The organism is Pseudomonas sp. PDM27 (genome assembly GCF_019219205.1).
Taxonomy (GTDB): domain Bacteria; phylum Pseudomonadota; class Gammaproteobacteria; order Pseudomonadales; family Pseudomonadaceae; genus Aquipseudomonas; species Aquipseudomonas laurylsulfatiphila.
Genome location: NZ_JAHUWF010000003.1, coordinates 448,379 through 465,140, shown reverse-complemented (window position 1 = coordinate 465,140; position 16,762 = coordinate 448,379). Strand labels below are relative to the sequence as shown.

Here is a 16,762-nt window from a genome sequence, read left to right as displayed (position 1 = left end):
GGCGTTTTCCACAGAGAGTTCGTGGTGTGAAAGGGCCATGACGCCCCTGACGGCAAGGGTTTGGCCGGGCAATGCCTTGATTTTCGGTGCTAAACGTTGCAGATGACAATTTGAATTTTGTGGCGAGGGAACAAGCTCCCTCGCCACGATGGATCTCTATCAACGGGTACCGGTATGGCCGAAACCGCCAGTGCCGCGCTCGGTTTCAACAAACTCGTCAACCATCTCGAAGTGAGCCTGCACCACCGGCACCAGCACCAGTTGCGCCAGGCGCTCGCCGACCGGCATGGTGAATTCGGTCTGGCCACGGTTCCAGCAGGAGACCATCAACGGGCCCTGGTAATCGGAGTCGATCAGGCCGACCAGATTGCCCAGCACGATGCCGTGCTTATGGCCCATCCCCGAGCGCGGCAGGATCAGCGCCGCCAGGTTCGGGTCACCGATGTAGACCGACAGGCCGGTAGGGATCAGCACGGTTTCACCCGGCTTGATCACGGTGTCCTGCTCCAGCATGGCGCGCAGGTCGAGGCCGGCGGAGCCCGGTGTGGCGTATTGCGGCAGCGGGAATTCGGTGCCGATGCGGGGGTCGAGGATCTTGGCTTGCAAAGCGTGCATGTAAATTAAACCTGGTTCAGACGTTCGGCGATAAAAGTGATCAGCTGGCGAGCAATCTTGCTCTTGCTGGTCTGGGCGAAAAGTGTGGCGTGAAGCTCACGATCGATGACGCTGCAGGCGTTTTCTTCGCTGTTGAAGCCAATGCTCGGGTTGGCGACGTCGTTGGCGACGATCAAATCGAGGTTCTTGTCTTTCAACTTGCGCGCAGCGTAATCGAGCAGGTGTTCGGTCTCGGCGGCGAAACCGACACTGAACGGGCGGTCGGGGCGGGTGGCGATGGTGGCCAGGATGTCCGGGTTACGCACCATCTGTAGCAACAAGCCGTCGCCGTTCGTAGGATCTTTCTTGAGTTTCTGCGGGGCGACGACTTCCGGGCGGTAGTCCGCGACGGCTGCCGAGGCGATGAACAGATCGCAAGGGATGGCTGCTTCGCAGGCGGCGAGCATGTCGCGGGCACTGACCACGTCGATGCGAGTGACGCGATCCGGGGTCGGCAAGTGCACCGGGCCGGTGATCAGGGTCACGCGGGCACCGGCTTCCACGGCGGCTTCGGCCAGGGCAAAGCCCATTTTCCCGGAGCTGTGGTTGGTGATGTAGCGCACCGGGTCGATGTTTTCCTGGGTCGGGCCGGCGGTGATCAGTACGTGCTTGCCGGTCAGGGCCTGGCGCTGGAAACAGTCAGCGGCGCACTGAGCCAGTTCAAGGGCTTCGAGCATGCGCCCCAGGCCGACGTCGCCGCAGGCCTGGCTGCCGGAGGCCGGGCCGAAGACCTTGATGTCGCGGCTTTCGAGGGTTTGCAGGTTGGCCTGGGTCGCCGGATCGCGCCACATGGCCTGGTTCATGGCCGGGGCAACGGCGACCACCGCGTCGGTGGCCAGCACCAGCGTGGTCAGCAGGTCATCGGCAATGCCTTGGGCCAGGCGGGCAATCAGATCCGCCGTGGCGGGGGCGATCAGCACCAGGTCGGCCCATTTCGCCAGTTCGATGTGGCCCATGGCCGCTTCGGCCGCCGGGTCCAGCAGGTCCAGATGGACCGGGTGCCCGGACAGGGCCTGCATGGTCAACGGGGTGATGAACTCTGCGCCGCCACGGGTCATGACCACGCGCACTTCGGCGCCCTGGTCGATCAGGCGGCGAACCAGGTCGGCGCTCTTGTAGGCAGCGATACCGCCGCCGACGCCCAGAACAATGCGTTTCCGATACAGCCGCTGCATAGGCCTGCCTTTCAATTCGTTGGTGACATACGTGGCGAAACCCCCTCCCCAGGGTGAATTCGCCCGCAAAAAAGATGGGCTACGATATCACAGCGACCGCTACGGAACAGCGGCGCCCACAGACAGGGAGGTGTTATGAGTATTCGCGATTGGCCAGCGGCGGAACGGCCGCGGGAGAGGTTGCTTGAACAGGGCTCGGGAAGCCTTTCGGACGCCGAATTACTGGCGATATTTTTACGGACGGGCGTGGTCGGTAAAAGCGCTGTGGATTTGGCACGACACCTGTTGAATCAGTTTGGCAGCCTGCGTTTGCTGCTTGAGGCCGATCAGGAAGCGTTCAGCAAGCAGTTGGGGCTGGGGCCGGCGAAATTTGCACAGTTGCAGGCTGCGCAAGAAATGAGCAGGCGCCATCTGGCCGAGCGGGCGCGTCAGAAACCGGCACTTGAGAGTCCGCAAGCGGTTCGCGAGTACCTGAAATCAATGCTGCGCCATGAGCCACACGAGGTGTTTGGTTGCCTGTTTCTCGATTCCAGGCATCAGGTACTGGCGTTTGAGACGCTGTTTCGCGGCTCCATTGACAACACCAGCGTTCATCCGCGAGAGGTGGTCAAGCGCGCCTTGGCCAACAACGCAGCGGCATTGATCCTCTGTCACAACCATCCATCGGGCAACAGTGACCCCAGTCAGTCCGACCGGGTGCTGACCAAGCGTCTGCAAGAGGCGCTGGAATTGATTGATGTGCGGGTGCTCGACCATTTCATCATTGGCGATGGCGATCCGTTGTCGATGGCTGAGTATGGGTGGATGTAGGGACCGTAGAAGCGAAACCCATGTGGGAGCGGGCTTGCTCGCGAAAGCGGTGAATCAGTCAGCATTGATGGCGACTGACACTCCCTCTTCGCGAGCAAGCCCGCTCCCACAGGGTTTTGTAGTGGGGCGGATTATTTGAGGTTGACCTTGGAATAGTCCTGCCGCCCGAACGGGCTGACCGAATACCCCTCGACATCCTTGCGCGTCAGCGCGAAGGCCGTCGGGTGGGCCAGGGGCAACCACAGCGCCTGTTGCTGGATCTGCGCCTGCGCCTGTTCGTAGAGCTTGGTGCGCACGCCCTGCTCGCCGGTGGTCTTGCCGGCGCTGATCAGCTTGTCCAGGTCCGCATTGCAATAGCGGGCGAAGTTGGTGCCTGACTTGACCGCGGCGCAGGAAAACTGCGGCGTGAGGAAGTTGTCCGGATCGCCGTTGTCACCGGCCCAGCCCATGAACAGCAGGTCGTGTTCACCGGCCTTGGCGCGGCGGATCAGCTCGCCCCATTCGATCACCCGGATTTCGGCCTGGATGCCGATTTCCGCCAGGTCAGACTGGAGCAGTTGAGCGCCGAGGCTCGGGTTGGGGTTGAGGAGGCTGCCGGAAGGGCGGGTCCAGATGGTGGTCTGGAAGCCTTCCTTGAACCCGGCCTTGGCCATCAGCGCCTTGGCCTTCTCGACGTCATGCGGATACCCCGGAAGGCTTTTCGCATAGCTCCAGGTGTTCGGCGGGTACGGACCATTGGCCGCTTCGGCGGTGTCTTCGAACACGGCTTTGATGTAATTGGCCTTGTCGAAGGCAAGGTTGATGGCCTGACGCACTTCTGGCTTGTCCAGCGGTGGATGCTGGCTGTTGATGCCGACGAATGCGGTCATGAACGCGTCAGTCTTTTCGACTTTCAGGGTCGGCTCTTTCAGCGCTTCCTGTACGTCAAGGGGCTTGGGCGACAGGGCGATCTGGCATTCATTGCGACGCAATTTCTGCAAGCGGACGTTGGCGTCCGGTGTGATGGCAAAGATCAGCGGATCGACAGAGGGTTTGCCGGCGAAGTAGTCGGGGTTGGCTTTATAGCGAACCGAAGCATCCTTCTGGAAGCGCGTGAACACGAACGGCCCCGTGCCGATTGGCTGGCTGTTGAGTTTTTCAGGCGTGCCGGCCTTCATCAGCTTGTCGGCGTACTCGGCCGAATAGATCGAGGCGAAGCCCATGCTCAGGGTCGCCAGGAAGGTCGAGTCCGCGTGGTCGAGGGTGAAACGCACGGTCTGTGGGTCGAGGGCGTCGATTTTCTTGATCAGCGCCGGCAACTGCATCGATTGCGCATGCGGGAAGCCGCTCTGGGCGACTTTGTGCCACGCATTGGCCGGGTCGAGCATGCGGTCGAAGCTGAAAATCACGTCCTCGGCGTTCAGGTCGCGCGTTGGGGTGAAGTACTCGGTGCGATGGAATTTTACCTGCGGGTGCAACTTGAAGACGTAGATCAGGCCGTCGGGGCTGACTTCCCAGCTGTCGGCGAGACTGGCGACCACTTTGCCACTGGCCGTGTCGAAATCCACCAGGCGGTTCATCAGCACGTCGGCCGAGGCGTTGGTGGTGGTCAGCGAGTTGTACTGCACCACATCGAACCCTTCAGGGCTGGCCTCGGTGCAGACGCTCAGGGCGGCGGCAAAGGCTTGTGGGCTCAGCAGAAGCGGGGCGAGCAACAGCGGTAGGGCAGCGAGGCGCATGGTCGGCTTCCTTTACAGATCGAAGGCCCATCTGCAAGTGCAGTCTGGAAAAGACTTACCCTAGTGGGGTCTTTTGCAAATGACTATCCCCTTTTTCATTTTGAGAGGACTATAGGCGACTGTTTTGCTGTGCAGCGGTTGAGAAACCCCCTTGATTGGCCCAATGCCCGATTCTCTGCGACGAGCGGTCGCCATCGGCGATAGCCTTTGTCCAAAGCGCTCGGAGCCCGGAAAACGGGGATTTTGTGAATTCAACGCACACTGAATGTTGTTGCTCTCCAGTCTTTCTGGTATAAAGCAGCGCTCTTTTCTAGGGGCCCGGTTCCTTCACTGTAGGTGTAGCCGGTAAGACCTCTAAAGAAACGCGGCGCCTGGCGCCAAATGACTGAGAGATTAAGCGGCCAACCCATGCCGGGTTGGGCATGTGGTTTTAGAGGGCTGAGGCATGTCTAGAGTATGTCAAGTTACCGGTAAGGGTCCGGTAACCGGGAATAACATTTCCCACGCAAACAACAAAACCCGTCGTCGTTTCCTGCCGAACCTGCAGCATCACCGCTTCTGGGTTGAAGAAGAGAAACGTTTTGTGCGTCTGCGCGTATCTGCCAAAGGCATGCGTATCATCGACAAGCGTGGCATCACTGTCGTGCTGGCCGAACTTCGCCGCGATGGCAAGGTTTAAGGGAGCTAATCATGCGTGAATTGATTCGTTTGATTTCGAGCGCCGGTACTGGTCACTTCTACACTACCGACAAGAACAAGCGTACTACCCCGGACAAAATCGAGATCAAGAAATATGATCCGGTTGTTCGCAAGCACGTGATCTACAAAGAAGGCAAAATCAAGTAATTGATTTTTCTCTCTTACGAAAAAGGCCCGTATCGCGAGATACGGGCCTTTTTTGTTGTCTGTGGATTATGCAGTGCCTGTCAGGGCCCCTTCGCGAGCAGGCTCGCTCCCACAGGTTTTGTGGTCACCACAGATCCCTGTGGGAGCGAGCTTGCTCGCGATAGCGTCGACCCGGACAGCGATATTCTTCAGGCCTTCTGTTCAAATGCCACGTAGATCTTGCGGCACGGCTCCAGCACTTCCCAGGTGCCGCGAAAACCTGCCGGGATCACAAAGCGATCGCCTGCGCGCAGGGTCTTGGCATTGCCGTCGTTGTCACGCAGCACTGAAACTCCCTGTTGGATCTCACAGTACTCGTGCTCGGTGAAATTCACCGTCCACTGTCCGACTTCACCTTCCCACACACCCGCATTCAACTGACCACAAGGGCTGTTGTAGTGGTTGTACACCGCTTGTTCCGGGTCGCCCTTGAGCACTTTGGTCGGGTCCGGGCGGTAGCGCTCGGCGGCGGTGGTGGCCTGGCTGAAGTCGACGACGTTCTGGATGTTCATTGTTGTTATCTCCCCGTGATTGCGGCGCGGTTGGTTGATGAGCCCAAAGTCTATGTTTATTAAAATGAACATCGCAAGGCCGTTTGCCGGCGTTATGTCAAATATATTGAAACTTCATGTGCGGCTGGTTTAGGGTGGTGGATGCCTTGGGCCGAAAAGCAGGCTGGCCGGGCAGAATTCCTGACAGCGCCCGCGAAGAACGCGGGTGTCGTATCAATAAGAGGAGGACACTCGCATGACCACCCTGACCCGTGCCGACTGGGAACAACGTGCCCGCGATCTGAAAATCGAAGGCCGCGCCTATATCAATGGCGAATACACCGACGCCGTTTCCGCCGAGACCTTCGAGTGCATCAGCCCGGTCGATGGCCGTCTGCTGGGCAGGATTGCCAGCTGTGACGCCGCCGATGCCCAGCGCGCCGTGGAAAACGCCCGCGCCACGTTCAATTCCGGTGTCTGGTCGCGCCTGGCGCCGACCAAGCGCAAAGCCACCATGATCCGTTTCGCCGGCCTGCTCAAACAGCACGCCGAAGAGCTGGCGCTGCTTGAAACCCTGGACATGGGCAAGCCGATCAGCGACTCCCTGTACATCGACGTCCCTGGCGCGGCGCAAGCCCTGAGCTGGAGCGGCGAAGCCATCGACAAGATCTACGACGAAGTCGCCGCCACCCCGCACGATCAATTGGGTCTGGTGACCCGTGAGCCGGTCGGCGTGGTCGGGGCCATCGTGCCGTGGAACTTCCCGCTGATGATGGCGTGCTGGAAACTGGGTCCTGCGCTGTCCACCGGTAACTCGGTGATCCTCAAACCGTCGGAAAAATCGCCGCTGACTGCCATTCGCATCGCCGCTCTGGCCGTCGAAGCCGGCATTCCGAAAGGCGTGTTGAACGTGCTGCCAGGTTACGGCCACACCGTCGGCAAGGCTCTGGCCCTGCACAACGACGTCGACACCCTGGTGTTCACCGGCTCTACCAAAATCGCCAAGCAACTGCTGATCTACTCCGGCGAGTCGAACATGAAGCGCGTCTGGCTCGAAGCCGGCGGCAAGAGCCCGAACATCGTCTTCGCCGATGCGCCGAACCTGCAGGAAGCTGCCGAAGCCGCTGCTGGCGCCATCGCTTTCAACCAGGGCGAAGTCTGCACCGCCGGTTCGCGCCTGCTGGTGGAGCGTTCGATCAAGGATAAATTCCTGCCGCTGGTGATCGAGGCGCTGAAAACCTGGAAGCCGGGCAACCCGCTGGATCCGGCGACCAATGTTGGCGCGCTGGTCGATACCCAGCAGATGAACACCGTGCTGTCCTACATCGAGTCCGGCCATGCCGGCGGCGCCAAGCTGGTGGCCGGTGGCAAGCGTACCCTCCAGGAAACTGGCGGCACTTACGTTGAGCCGACGATTTTCGACGGCGTGAGCAATGCGATGAAAATCGCCCAGGAAGAAATTTTCGGCCCGGTACTGTCGGTCATCGCATTCGACAGCGCCGAAGAAGCCATCGCGATCGCCAACGACACGCCGTACGGCCTGGCCGCTGCGGTCTGGACTGCCGACATTTCCAAGGCTCACCTCACCGCCCGCGCACTGCGTGCCGGTAGCGTGTGGGTCAACCAGTACGATGGCGGCGACATGACCGCTCCGTTCGGTGGCTTCAAGCAATCCGGCAACGGTCGTGACAAGTCCCTGCATGCGTTCGACAAGTACACCGAGCTGAAGGCGACCTGGATCAAGTTGTAAGCTCGTGAGGGAGGCCTGCCCAGTAGCAGGCCTCCCGAACGACGCAGATCCCTTGTGGGAGCGGGCTTGCTCGCGAAGGCGGTGTATCAGCCAACATTGATGTTGGATGTGATGGCCTCTTCGCGAGCAAGCCCGCTCCCACATTTGTTTTGTGTGTCCTGAAGTAAAAATCAATCCACAGGAGCGTGGAACATGCGTTGGGCGACTTATTTCGCCGTATTGGCATCTGTCCTGAGTGTCGGCCTGGCCCTGGGCGTCAGCATGCCGCTGGTGTCGTTTCGCCTTGAAAGCTGGGGCTATGGCTCGTTTGCCATTGGCGTCATGGCCGCGATGCCGGCCATCGGCGTCCTGTTGGGCGCGAAAATCTCCAGCCATCTGGCGGCGCGATTCGGTACCGCCAATCTGATGCGCCTGTGCCTGTGGGCCGGGGCGGTTTCGATCGGATTGCTGGCGCTGTTGCCGAGTTATCCGGTCTGGTTGGTGCTGCGGTTGATGATCGGGGTGATCCTGACCCTCGTATTCATCATCGGTGAAAGCTGGATCAATCAATTGGTGGTCGAGGAGTGGCGCGGGCGGCTGGTGGCGCTGTATGGCAGCAGCTATGCGCTGAGTCAGCTGGCCGGCCCGGTGCTGCTGGGCTTTCTCGGTACCGAACACGATTATGGCTTTTGGGTAGGTGTCGGTTTGCTGATGGCGGCTCCGTTCCTGTTGCTGGGCCGCAGTGGCGCACCGAGCAGCGAAGCCAGCAGCGTGACCTTGAGTGATTTGCTCGCTTTCTGTCGTGGCCTGCCGGCGATTGCCTGGGCGGTGTCGCTGTTCGCCGCGTTCGAGGCGATGATTCTGACCCTGTTGCCGGTCTATTGCCTGCGCCAGGGTTTCACCACGGAGATCGCCCTGGCGATGGTCAGTACGGTGGTGGTCGGTGATGCGGTGCTGCAATTGCCGATTGGTGCGTTGGCCGATCGCTTGTCGCGCCGGGCGTTGTTTACCGGCTGCGCTGTCGTCTTGCTGGTGTCGAGCCTGGCAATTCCGATGCTGATCGATACGCTGCTGATCTGGCCGCTGTGGGTCTTGTTTGGTGCCAGTGCCGGCGGTTTGTTCACCCTGTCACTGATTCTGATCGGCGAGCGTTATCGCGACGATGCGCTGGTGCGGGCCAACGCGCACATCGCACAGCTGTGGGGCATTGGTTGCCTGGTCGGGCCGCTGCTGGCGGGCGCCGGCAGCCAGTGGATCAGCGGCCATGCGTTGCCGTTGCTGATGGCGGTCGGGGCCTTGGGTGTGTTGATCGTGGTGTCGCGGCAAGGGGCGTTTGGTGCGGTGCAGCCGGCTTAGATCAAAAGATCAAAAGATCGCAGCCTTCGGCAGCTCCTACAGGGTTGCGACCTTTTGAGGAGGCTACAACATCCGCTCCAGCCCAACCGTATTGCTCAGCCACGCATTGAAACGGCGCCACCAGCTCCCTGGCTCCTTGGTCAGGGTGTGCATTTTTCCGTCGTCCTCTGTGCTCCAGACAATCTGACCGTTCTCCAGCTCCACTTGATAGCTCAGGGCTGGCGCCATGCCCTGCAGCGCCAGTTCGCGGACCCGTGCAGCCAATTCCGGGCTGTCCACCAGCACGCCGACCTCGGTGTTCCACAGCACTGAGCGCGGATCGAAATTGAACGAGCCGATAAAGGATTTCTGCTGGTCGAAGATCATCGCCTTGCTGTGCAGGCTGGAATCAGAGCCGCGATAGGAGCTGCTGGAAAACAGATGCGGCCCGCTACCGCTGCCGCCTTCCTCGCCAGGTTGGCGACGCAATTCGTACAGCTTTACGCCGTGTTCCAGCAATGCCCTGCGATAGGGTGCGTATCCGCCGTGAACCGCGGGAACGTCCGTGGCTTCCAGTGAATTGGTCAGCAAACGCACCGAAACGCCGGCATCGGCGCGCCCGGTCAGGTACACCAGCCCCGGTTGGCCAGGCACGAAATAAGCCGAAATCATGATCAGCTCTTTGCGGACGCCGTCGAGTTCAGGCGCCAATTGTGTGGTCAGCAGCAACTGCGGATCGGGCTCGCCCTTGGCCAGTACCTTGCTCGGTGCATCCCACAATGCCTGGTTCCAGGCCCAGATCAGTTCGCGGCGCCAGATGTCCAGGCGCGGATGGGTGGCGAAGGTCATCAAGTGTTGGTAGAGCGCATGATTCTGTTTGCGGGTTTCCGCCAGGGACTCTTCCAGTCGGGTGCGGGTGTTTTCCAGGTCGCGGGAGGTGGGTTTGCTCGACAGGAATTCGTCGATCGGCTTGCTCAGGGCACTGTTCCAGTATTGGTCGAAACTGTGCCCGAGTTGCTCGGCAACCGGGCCGACACCGAGCAAGTCGATGTCAGTGAAATTCATGTTGGGCTCGGCATCGTAATACTCATCCCCCAGATTTCGCCCGCCGACGATGGCCATGCTGCTGTCGGCCAGCCACAACTTGTTATGCATGCGTCGATGCTGTTGCGACAGGTTGAGCAGTCGGCCAGCGGTACGTGTCACCCCCGTACTGCGGCCCAGGTTCAGCGGATTGAACACGCGGATCTGGATCTGCGGGTGCGCGGCGAGGGTGGCAATGACGCGGTCCAGGCCGTCGCTGGTCGTGTCATCAAGCAGTACCCGCACCCGCACGCCTCGGTCGGCGGCGTTGAGCAATTCCTCGATCAACATGCGCGTGCTAATGCCGTCGTGCACGATGTAATACTGCAAATCGAGGCTGCTTTGGGCATTGCGGATCAGTTCGGCGCGGGCGGTGAAGGCCTCGGTGCTGTCCGATAGCAGGCGGAAGCCCGATTGTCCCTTGTAAGGCGCGGCCTGTGCCTGGACCGAGCGGCCGAATGCGGAGTCTGAAGCCGGCAGCGCCTGGCTCGGTACACGATGTACGTCGAGGCTGGCGCAACCGCCCAGGAACGCGGCGAGTAGCACAAGAGCAAGCAGGGGCTGTCTGACTCTCACGTAGGGTCGTTCCGTTTGGCGGCATAGTCAGGCATATGGACGCTGATTCACCAATAAAAGTCAGTCGCTGAGCTGATCGGTGTCCGCCAGGAGTTTGATCGCTGTCGCACCGACCTTGCGAACCGCGTCTTCGATCTGCGGTGTTGGTTTGGCAGCGTAGTTCATGCGCAGGCAATTGCGGTACTTGCCCGAGGCGGAAAAAATACTGCCCACGGCAATCTGTACGCCTTGGTCGTGCAAGGCGCGATTCAGTTTCAGGGTGTCGAAGCCTTCCGGCAGTTCGACCCACAGCATGAAGCTGCCTTGCGGGCGACTGGCGCGGGTGCCGGCCGGGAAGTAGCGGGTTACCCAATCAATCATCAAGTCGCGATTGCGCTGGTATTGCGTGCGCATCCGCCGCAAATGCGGTTCGAAATGGCCGCCCTTGAGAAATTCGGCGATGGCGATCTGCGGTTGCGGCGCGGTAGAGCCGGTGCTGATGTATTTCATGTGCAGCACCCGTTCCAGATAGCGGCCGGGCGCGACCCAGCCGATGCGCAGGCCCGGGGCCAGGGACTTGGAAAACGAACTGCACAACAGGACGCGACCGTCCTCATCGAAGGACTTGATCGTACGCGGACGTGGATAGGTGTAGGCCAGTTCGCCATACACATCGTCCTCGATGATCGCCACGTCAAACCGCTGCGCAAGCGTCAACAACGCGCGTTTACGCGACTCGGGCATGATGTAGCCCAACGGGTTGTTGCAGTTGGGGGTCAACTGTATGACCTTGATTGGCCACTGCTCCAGGGCCAGTTCCAGCGCTTCGAGGCTGATGCCGGTCAGTGGATCGGTGGGGATTTCCAGGGCCTTCATGCCCAGGCCCTTGAGGGTCTGCATCGCACCGTGAAAGCTCGGCGAGTCCACCGCCACAATGTCTCCCGGTTCGCAGATCGCCCGAATGCTGGTGGACAGCGCTTCGTGGCAACCGGTGGTCACTACCAGGTCGCTGGCGCCCAACTGGCAGCCGGAATCGAGCATCAGGCGGGCGATCTGTTCGCGCAGTTCGAGGTTGCCGTGGATGTTGTCGTAATACAGACCGGGCATGTCCTGCCGCCGGCTGATCCGTGCCAGGTCGCGCAACAGTGGCTTCATGGTTGGACTGGTGATGTCCGGCATACCGCGGCCCAGTTGCACCACGTCTTTGCGCGGCACGGCGCGAATCAACTCCAGCACCTGATCCCATTGGGAGATGTCCACCGGCCGTTGGGCCGGGCGGCCGACTGCCGGCAAATCCGGCAGTTCGCGGCTGGCCGGGACGAAGTACCCGGACTTGGGACGCGGCGTGGCCAGCCCGCTGTCTTCCAGCACCCGATAGGCCTGCTGCACCGTGCTCAGGCTGACGCCGTGCTCGACGCTCAGCGCCCGTACCGAGGGCAGCCGGTCACCGGGGCGATAGAAGCCCTGCTCGATACGCGTGCCGAGCAATTCGGCCAGGTTGACGTAAAGGGTCATGGTGCAGCCTCGATAGGGATGATTCGGTCAACCAGTACAGATCAGACGAAAAATCGGGATTCAGTGGCGGAATCGGCAAAACTGTATGGAGTTAATACAGCCGCTTTGAATCTGTAATGCTTTTACCCGCCCGCGCATCATGGAACCTCTGGCTACCCAAGTAAACAGGAGCATCCAAGATGAACGGTTTGAGCGATGTGCGGCTGACGTTACACAGTCAGGAACTGGCGACAGGGCAGAACAACGGCGCGCGGGAGGCGGGCATGCACACTGCGTCGTCCGGCCTGAGTCGTTGGGACCAGTTCTGGCGTCGGCTGCACACGCGCAAGGCGTTGCTGGCGCTGACCCCCGACCAGCTCAAGGACATCGGGCTGACGCGGGAGCAGGCGCGGGAGGAGGGACTGAAGCCTTTCTGGCGGATCTGAATGTTGCAGTGTTCTTCAGGGCCTCATCGCGAGCAAGCTCGCTCCCACAAGGACCGGCGGTGAACACAATTCTTGTGAACACCATCATTCCCTGTGGGAGCGAGCTTGCTCGCGATAACGTCGGCACAGACACCGCCAATCCTTCAGACCAACTCTTTAAGCCGATGCCACAACATCCCCAGCGCCAGTAACGGCGAGCGCAAATGCTTGCCGCCGGGGAAGGTGATGTGCGGCACCCGGGCGAACAGATCGAAGCCGCGGCTGTGCTGGCCGCTGATGGCTTCGGCCAGCAGCTTGCCGGCCAGGTGCGTGGCATTCACGCCATGACCGGAATAGGCCTGGGCGTAATACACATTCGGCTGTTCCTTGAGCCGGCCGATCTGCGGCAGGCGGTTGGCGCCGATGCCGATCATGCCGCCCCATTGGTAATCGATCTTCACTGCGCTCAACTGCGGGAAAACCTCGAGCATTTTCGGACGCATATACGCGGCGATGTCTTTCGGGTCGCGGCCGGAGTAATGGCAAGCGCCGCCAAACAGCAGGCGCCGGTCTGCCGAGAGCCGGTAGTAGTCCAGCGCCACCCGTTGGTCACAGACCGCCATGTTTTGCGGCAGCAGGGCGTGGGCCTGCTCCTCGCTCAGTGGTTCGGTGGCGATGATGTAGCTGCCGGCGGGCAGGACTTTACCGCTGAGTTCCGGGTTGAGGTTGTTGAGGTAGGCGTTGCAACCCAGCACCAGGGTTTTGGCGCGCACCGAGCCCTCGGCGGTATGGACCTTGACCTCGGGGCCATAGTCGATGCGGGTCACGGCCGACCGTTCGAACAGTCGGACCCCCAGTTGTTGCGCCGCCGCCGCTTCACCCAAAACCAGGTTCAGTGGGTGCAGGTGCCCCGAGCCCATATCGATCAGGCCGCCGACGTACCGTGTGGAGCCGACCACCGTGTGCATCTCATTGGCTTGCAACAAGCGGGTCTCGTAGCGATATCCGAGGCTGCGCAGTTCTTCGGCATCCTCGGCGAACCCTTCAAGGTCGCGGGGCTTGTTGGCGAGGTCGCAGTAACCCCAGGTCAGGTCGCAGGGGATCTGGAACTGCTCGACCCGTTGCCGGACGATTTCCACGGCTTCCAGGCCCATGAGTTTCATTTGCCGTACGCCTTCGGCACCGATGACGTTGGCGAATTGATCGAGGCCGTGGCCGACGCCACGAATCAGCTGCCCGCCATTGCGTCCACTGGCGCCCCACCCGATTCTGTGGGCTTCAAGCAACACCACGCTGAGCCCGCGTTCGGCCAACTCAAGTGCCGTGTTCACCCCCGAAAACCCGCCGCCCACCACACAGACATCGGCCAGCACTTCGCCTTTGAGCACCGGAAGTTCGGGCTGCGGCAGGCAGGTGGCGGCGTAGTAGGACGCGGCGTGGTTCAGAGCAGGCTGTTGAGCACGGGGGGTCATGTGCGTGTTCCTGATTCTTGCGTTTAGAAAATTTGACGGAGCATAAGCCGGACCTTCCCGGACGGGCAACATTGGTCGGGTGGTGCTGTCTGGATCGCGGCTTTTGCGTCAGAATCGCGCTCTATTCCGCTTTGGGTCACCGCTCCAATGAGCTGCAACAGTCAGACAATCCGCACATTGCGCCAACAGATTCCCTCGTTCGAGTGCGTGCCCGGCTGCCATGACTGCTGCGGGCCGGTGACCACCTCGCCGGAAGAAATGTCGCGCCTGCCGCGCAAGACGCGCGCCGAACAGGATGCCGCCATGGAAGAGCTCAACTGTGTGCATCTGGGGCCCAATGGCTGCACGGTGTATGACGAACGGCCGCTGATCTGCCGGTTGTTCGGTACCACCAAGACCTTGCCGTGCCCCAATGGGCGCGGGCCGGTGGAGTTGATTCATCCGCGGGTGGAGAAGCAGGTGTTCGAGTATATGGCCAGTACCCGGCAGGTGCTGGTTTAAAGGATCGCAGCGGGCCACGCGCTCCTATGTAGGAGCTGCCGAAGGCTGCGATCTTTTGATCTTTTGTTCCTCAATCCGGAATCGGCAGAGTCAAACTCTCCTTCACCTCTTCCATCACGATATAGCTCTTGGATTCCCGCACATGGGGCAGCTTGAGCAGGATGTCGCCCAGCAATTTGCGGTACGAGGCCATCTCGGAAATCCGCGCCTTCACCAGGTAGTCGAAATCCCCTGACACCAGATGACACTCCAGCACATGGGGCAATTTCAGCACCGCACGTCGGAACTCTTCGAACGTATCGCCGGATTTGTAATCCAGGCTGATCTCGACGAACACCAGCAGACTACCCTTCAGGTGTTGCGGATTCAGCCTGGCGTTGTAGCCCATGATGATCCCCTCGCGCTCCAGACGCCGGACCCGCTCAGTACAGGGCGTGGTCGAGAGCCCGACCTTTTCCCCAAGCTCGGTAAAGGAAATCCGCCCGTCCGCTTGCAGGATCCGCAGGATGTTGCGGTCGATCTTGTCCAGCTCACGTTTGGTCTGAGTGTTGGTACGCATAGGGGATGCGCCTCCGTGAAAAGGGTTTTTGCCGAGAATTGTCGCCAAATATAGGCACTTATATAGTGAAAAGCACTGGCAAATCTTTTTTACACTGCGCGCATCTAAAGCTCTGAACAACAAACGTCAGCGGTTAGCCGCGATGAGGGATATGAAAATGCGCGTCATGGTCTTGGGCAGCGGCGTCATCGGTACCACCAGTGCTTATTATCTGGCCCGTGCCGGGTTTGAAGTGGTGGTCGTCGACCGGCAGCCGGCTGCTGCCATGGAGACCAGTTTCGCCAACGCCGGGCAGGTCTCGCCCGGTTATGCCTCGCCGTGGGCCGCACCGGGTGTGCCGCTCAAGGCCATCAAGTGGCTGTTGCAGCGCCACGCGCCCCTGGCAATCAAGGCCACTGCCGACATCGACCAGTACCTGTGGATGGCACAGATGCTGCGCAACTGCACCGCCAGCCGTTATGCGGTGAACAAGGAGCGCATGGTCCGTCTGTCCGAGTACAGCCGTGACTGCCTCGATGAACTACGCGCCGAAACCGGCATCGCCTACGAAGGCCGCAGCCTCGGCACCACCCAACTGTTCCGCACCCAGGCTCAACTGGACGGCGCCGCGAAAGACATCGCCGTGCTGAAAGAGTCCGGTGTGCCGTTCGAATTGCTCGACCGCGAAGGCATCGCCCGCGTTGAGCCGGCGCTGGCCAGCGTGACGGACATCCTCGCCGGTGCCCTGCGCCTGCCGAACGACCAGACTGGCGACTGCCAGATGTTCACCACCAAGCTCGCAGAAATGGCCGCGAACCTCGGTGTGCAATTCCGTTTCGGCCAGGACATTCAGCGTCTGGACTTCGCCGGTGACCGCATCAACGGCGTATGGATCGACGGCAAGCTGGAAACCGCCGACCGCTACGTACTGGCCCTGGGCAGCTACTCGCCACAACTGCTCAAGCCGCTGGGGATCAAGGCGCCGGTGTACCCGCTCAAGGGCTACTCCCTGACTGTGCCGATCACCAACTCGGCGATGGCCCCGACCTCGACCATTCTCGACGAGACCTACAAGGTCGCGATCACCCGTTTCGACAACCGCATCCGCGTCGGCGGCATGGCCGAGATTGCCGGTTTTGACTTGTCGCTGAACCCGCGTCGCCGCGAAACCCTGGAGATGATCGTCAACGATCTTTATCCTCAGGGCGGCGATCTGGCCCAGGCCAGCTTCTGGACCGGTCTGCGTCCGACTACTCCGGACGGCACCCCGATCGTTGGCGCCACCCCGTTCAAGAACCTGTTCCTGAACACCGGTCACGGCACGCTCGGCTGGACCATGGCCTGTGGCTCCGGCCGTTTGCTGGCCGACCTGATGGCGAAGAAAAAGCCGCAGATCAGCGCCGAAGGCCTCGATATTTCCCGTTACGGCAACAAAACCCAGGAGTCTGCAAAGCATGTCAGTCCAGCGCCAGCTCACCAATGAGCGCATGAGTCAGATCGTCACCCATAACGGCACGGTTTACCTGGCCGGACAGGTAGGCGACGACATGAACGCCGGGATTGAACAGCAGACCCGTGAAACCCTCGCCAACATCGAGCGTTTGCTCGATCTGGCCGGCACCGACAAGCACAACCTGCTGTCGGTGACGATTTACCTGAAAGACATCGATGCGCACTTCGAAGGCATGAACGCGGTGTGGGACAACTGGCTGCCAAAAGGCGTCGCCCCGGCCCGTGCCACCGTTGAAGCGAAATTGTGTGAACCGGAAATCCTGGTCGAGCTGTCGGTTGTAGCCGCTCTGCCATAAGCCTGTCAGAAAAGATCCCTCTCCCGGTGCTGTTGGTGGTTCACGCTGTCAGCCAGCACCGGTTTTTCTTCCCGATAACCCGACCAGAA

At 60.7% G+C, this 16,762-nt stretch carries 17 protein-coding genes; 9 read left to right on the top strand and 8 right to left on the bottom strand.

The window, feature by feature from the left end; all coding sequences use genetic code 11:
* Positions 1–159: 159 nt before the first annotated feature.
* Both dut and coaBC read right to left on the bottom strand, forming a co-directional pair.
* Positions 160–615 (bottom strand): dUTP diphosphatase, encoded by a 456-nt coding sequence (gene dut, locus KW838_RS10000; RefSeq protein WP_102700100.1) that lies wholly within the window; start codon positions 613–615, stop codon positions 160–162.
* Between the two features lie 5 nt (positions 616–620).
* Positions 621–1,829 (bottom strand): bifunctional phosphopantothenoylcysteine decarboxylase/phosphopantothenate--cysteine ligase CoaBC, encoded by a 1,209-nt coding sequence (gene coaBC, locus KW838_RS09995; protein WP_102700099.1) that lies wholly within the window; start codon positions 1,827–1,829, stop codon positions 621–623.
* Between the two features lie 135 nt (positions 1,830–1,964).
* Between coaBC and radC the strand changes: the two genes are divergently transcribed.
* Complete coding sequence (gene radC, locus KW838_RS09990) at positions 1,965–2,639, top strand: DNA repair protein RadC (RefSeq protein ID WP_102700098.1); 675 nt, start codon at positions 1,965–1,967, stop codon at positions 2,637–2,639.
* 131 nt (positions 2,640–2,770) lie between these two features.
* On the opposite strand, the gene KW838_RS09985 is transcribed toward radC, so the two are convergent.
* A complete protein-coding gene (locus KW838_RS09985; RefSeq protein ID WP_102700097.1) occupies positions 2,771–4,357 on the bottom strand; it encodes an ABC transporter substrate-binding protein in 1,587 nt (528 codons plus the stop codon).
* 445 nt (positions 4,358–4,802) lie between these two features.
* Between KW838_RS09985 and rpmB the strand changes: the two genes are divergently transcribed.
* On the top strand, positions 4,803–5,036 hold the full coding sequence (rpmB, locus tag KW838_RS09980; protein ID WP_007975166.1) for a 50S ribosomal protein L28: 234 nt from the start codon (positions 4,803–4,805) through the stop codon (positions 5,034–5,036).
* Positions 5,037–5,047: 11 nt separating this feature from the next.
* Positions 5,048–5,203, top strand: a complete 156-nt coding sequence (gene rpmG / locus KW838_RS09975) for a 50S ribosomal protein L33 (protein ID WP_003177274.1) — start codon at positions 5,048–5,050, stop codon at positions 5,201–5,203.
* A gap of 188 nt (positions 5,204–5,391) precedes the next feature.
* Here the strand turns inward: rpmG and KW838_RS09970 are convergent, their stop codons facing one another.
* Positions 5,392–5,754, bottom strand: a complete 363-nt coding sequence (locus tag KW838_RS09970; RefSeq protein WP_102700096.1) for a cupin domain-containing protein — start codon at positions 5,752–5,754, stop codon at positions 5,392–5,394.
* Positions 5,755–5,989: 235 nt separating this feature from the next.
* On the opposite strand from KW838_RS09970, the gene KW838_RS09965 reads away from it, so the two are divergent.
* Positions 5,990–7,483, top strand: a complete 1,494-nt coding sequence (locus KW838_RS09965; protein WP_218501003.1) for an aldehyde dehydrogenase — start codon at positions 5,990–5,992, stop codon at positions 7,481–7,483.
* A 192-nt stretch (positions 7,484–7,675) separates the two neighbouring features.
* Positions 7,676–8,818, top strand: a complete 1,143-nt coding sequence (locus KW838_RS09960; RefSeq protein WP_102673749.1) for an MFS transporter — start codon at positions 7,676–7,678, stop codon at positions 8,816–8,818.
* A gap of 63 nt (positions 8,819–8,881) precedes the next feature.
* Here the strand turns inward: KW838_RS09960 and KW838_RS09955 are convergent, their stop codons facing one another.
* Both KW838_RS09955 and KW838_RS09950 read right to left on the bottom strand, forming a co-directional pair.
* A complete protein-coding gene (locus tag KW838_RS09955; protein WP_218501002.1) occupies positions 8,882–10,456 on the bottom strand; it encodes a phospholipase D family protein in 1,575 nt (524 codons plus the stop codon).
* A gap of 60 nt (positions 10,457–10,516) precedes the next feature.
* The gene (locus KW838_RS09950) at positions 10,517–11,950 is read right to left on the bottom strand and encodes a PLP-dependent aminotransferase family protein (RefSeq protein ID WP_218501001.1); all 1,434 of its coding nucleotides are present in this window, start codon (positions 11,948–11,950) and stop codon (positions 10,517–10,519) included.
* Between the two features lie 179 nt (positions 11,951–12,129).
* Between KW838_RS09950 and KW838_RS09945 the strand changes: the two genes are divergently transcribed.
* Positions 12,130–12,375, top strand: coding sequence for a DUF1127 domain-containing protein (locus tag KW838_RS09945; RefSeq protein ID WP_218501000.1), 246 nt, complete (start codon positions 12,130–12,132; stop codon positions 12,373–12,375).
* A gap of 143 nt (positions 12,376–12,518) precedes the next feature.
* Here the strand turns inward: KW838_RS09945 and KW838_RS09940 are convergent, their stop codons facing one another.
* Positions 12,519–13,826: an FAD-binding oxidoreductase gene (locus KW838_RS09940; RefSeq protein WP_218500999.1), complete on the bottom strand. Its 1,308-nt coding sequence runs from the start codon at positions 13,824–13,826 to the stop codon at positions 12,519–12,521.
* Between the two features lie 147 nt (positions 13,827–13,973).
* On the opposite strand from KW838_RS09940, the gene KW838_RS09935 reads away from it, so the two are divergent.
* The gene (locus tag KW838_RS09935; protein WP_007975156.1) at positions 13,974–14,327 is read left to right on the top strand and encodes a YkgJ family cysteine cluster protein; all 354 of its coding nucleotides are present in this window, start codon (positions 13,974–13,976) and stop codon (positions 14,325–14,327) included.
* A 70-nt stretch (positions 14,328–14,397) separates the two neighbouring features.
* Here the strand turns inward: KW838_RS09935 and KW838_RS09930 are convergent, their stop codons facing one another.
* Complete coding sequence (locus KW838_RS09930; RefSeq protein ID WP_007975155.1) at positions 14,398–14,886, bottom strand: Lrp/AsnC ligand binding domain-containing protein; 489 nt, start codon at positions 14,884–14,886, stop codon at positions 14,398–14,400.
* A gap of 157 nt (positions 14,887–15,043) precedes the next feature.
* Here KW838_RS09930 and dadA point away from each other — a divergent pair, with 157 nt between their 5' ends.
* Both dadA and KW838_RS09920 read left to right on the top strand, forming a co-directional pair.
* Positions 15,044–16,348, top strand: a complete 1,305-nt coding sequence (gene dadA, locus KW838_RS09925) for a D-amino acid dehydrogenase (RefSeq protein ID WP_007975154.1) — start codon at positions 15,044–15,046, stop codon at positions 16,346–16,348.
* Positions 16,320–16,673 (top strand): RidA family protein, encoded by a 354-nt coding sequence (locus KW838_RS09920; RefSeq protein WP_007975152.1) that lies wholly within the window; start codon positions 16,320–16,322, stop codon positions 16,671–16,673. The genes dadA and KW838_RS09920 overlap by 29 nt, the downstream gene beginning before the upstream one ends.
* Positions 16,674–16,762 lie beyond the last annotated feature (89 nt).

Bases quoted from the DNA above. Each gene is read 5' to 3' on its own strand.
- KW838_RS09965 (WP_218501003.1), top strand. From the start codon at position 5,990: ATGACCACCCTGACCCGTGCCGACTGGGAACAACGTGCCCGCGATCTG.
- KW838_RS09960 (WP_102673749.1), top strand. From the start codon at position 7,676: ATGCGTTGGGCGACTTATTTCGCCGTATTGGCATCTGTCCTGAGTGTC.
- KW838_RS09935 (WP_007975156.1), top strand. From the start codon at position 13,974: ATGAGCTGCAACAGTCAGACAATCCGCACATTGCGCCAACAGATTCCC.
- dut (WP_102700100.1), bottom strand. From the start codon at position 615: ATGCACGCTTTGCAAGCCAAGATCCTCGACCCCCGCATCGGCACCGAA.
- rpmB (WP_007975166.1), top strand. From the start codon at position 4,803: ATGTCTAGAGTATGTCAAGTTACCGGTAAGGGTCCGGTAACCGGGAAT.
- KW838_RS09950 (WP_218501001.1), bottom strand. From the start codon at position 11,950: ATGACCCTTTACGTCAACCTGGCCGAATTGCTCGGCACGCGTATCGAG.
- KW838_RS09985 (WP_102700097.1), bottom strand. From the start codon at position 4,357: ATGCGCCTCGCTGCCCTACCGCTGTTGCTCGCCCCGCTTCTGCTGAGC.
- KW838_RS09940 (WP_218500999.1), bottom strand. From the start codon at position 13,826: ATGACCCCCCGTGCTCAACAGCCTGCTCTGAACCACGCCGCGTCCTAC.
- KW838_RS09920 (WP_007975152.1), top strand. From the start codon at position 16,320: ATGTCAGTCCAGCGCCAGCTCACCAATGAGCGCATGAGTCAGATCGTC.
- KW838_RS09945 (WP_218501000.1), top strand. From the start codon at position 12,130: ATGAACGGTTTGAGCGATGTGCGGCTGACGTTACACAGTCAGGAACTG.
- rpmG (WP_003177274.1), top strand. From the start codon at position 5,048: ATGCGTGAATTGATTCGTTTGATTTCGAGCGCCGGTACTGGTCACTTC.
- KW838_RS09930 (WP_007975155.1), bottom strand. From the start codon at position 14,886: ATGCGTACCAACACTCAGACCAAACGTGAGCTGGACAAGATCGACCGC.
- KW838_RS09970 (WP_102700096.1), bottom strand. From the start codon at position 5,754: ATGAACATCCAGAACGTCGTCGACTTCAGCCAGGCCACCACCGCCGCC.
- coaBC (WP_102700099.1), bottom strand. From the start codon at position 1,829: ATGCAGCGGCTGTATCGGAAACGCATTGTTCTGGGCGTCGGCGGCGGT.
- radC (WP_102700098.1), top strand. From the start codon at position 1,965: ATGAGTATTCGCGATTGGCCAGCGGCGGAACGGCCGCGGGAGAGGTTG.
- dadA (WP_007975154.1), top strand. From the start codon at position 15,044: ATGCGCGTCATGGTCTTGGGCAGCGGCGTCATCGGTACCACCAGTGCT.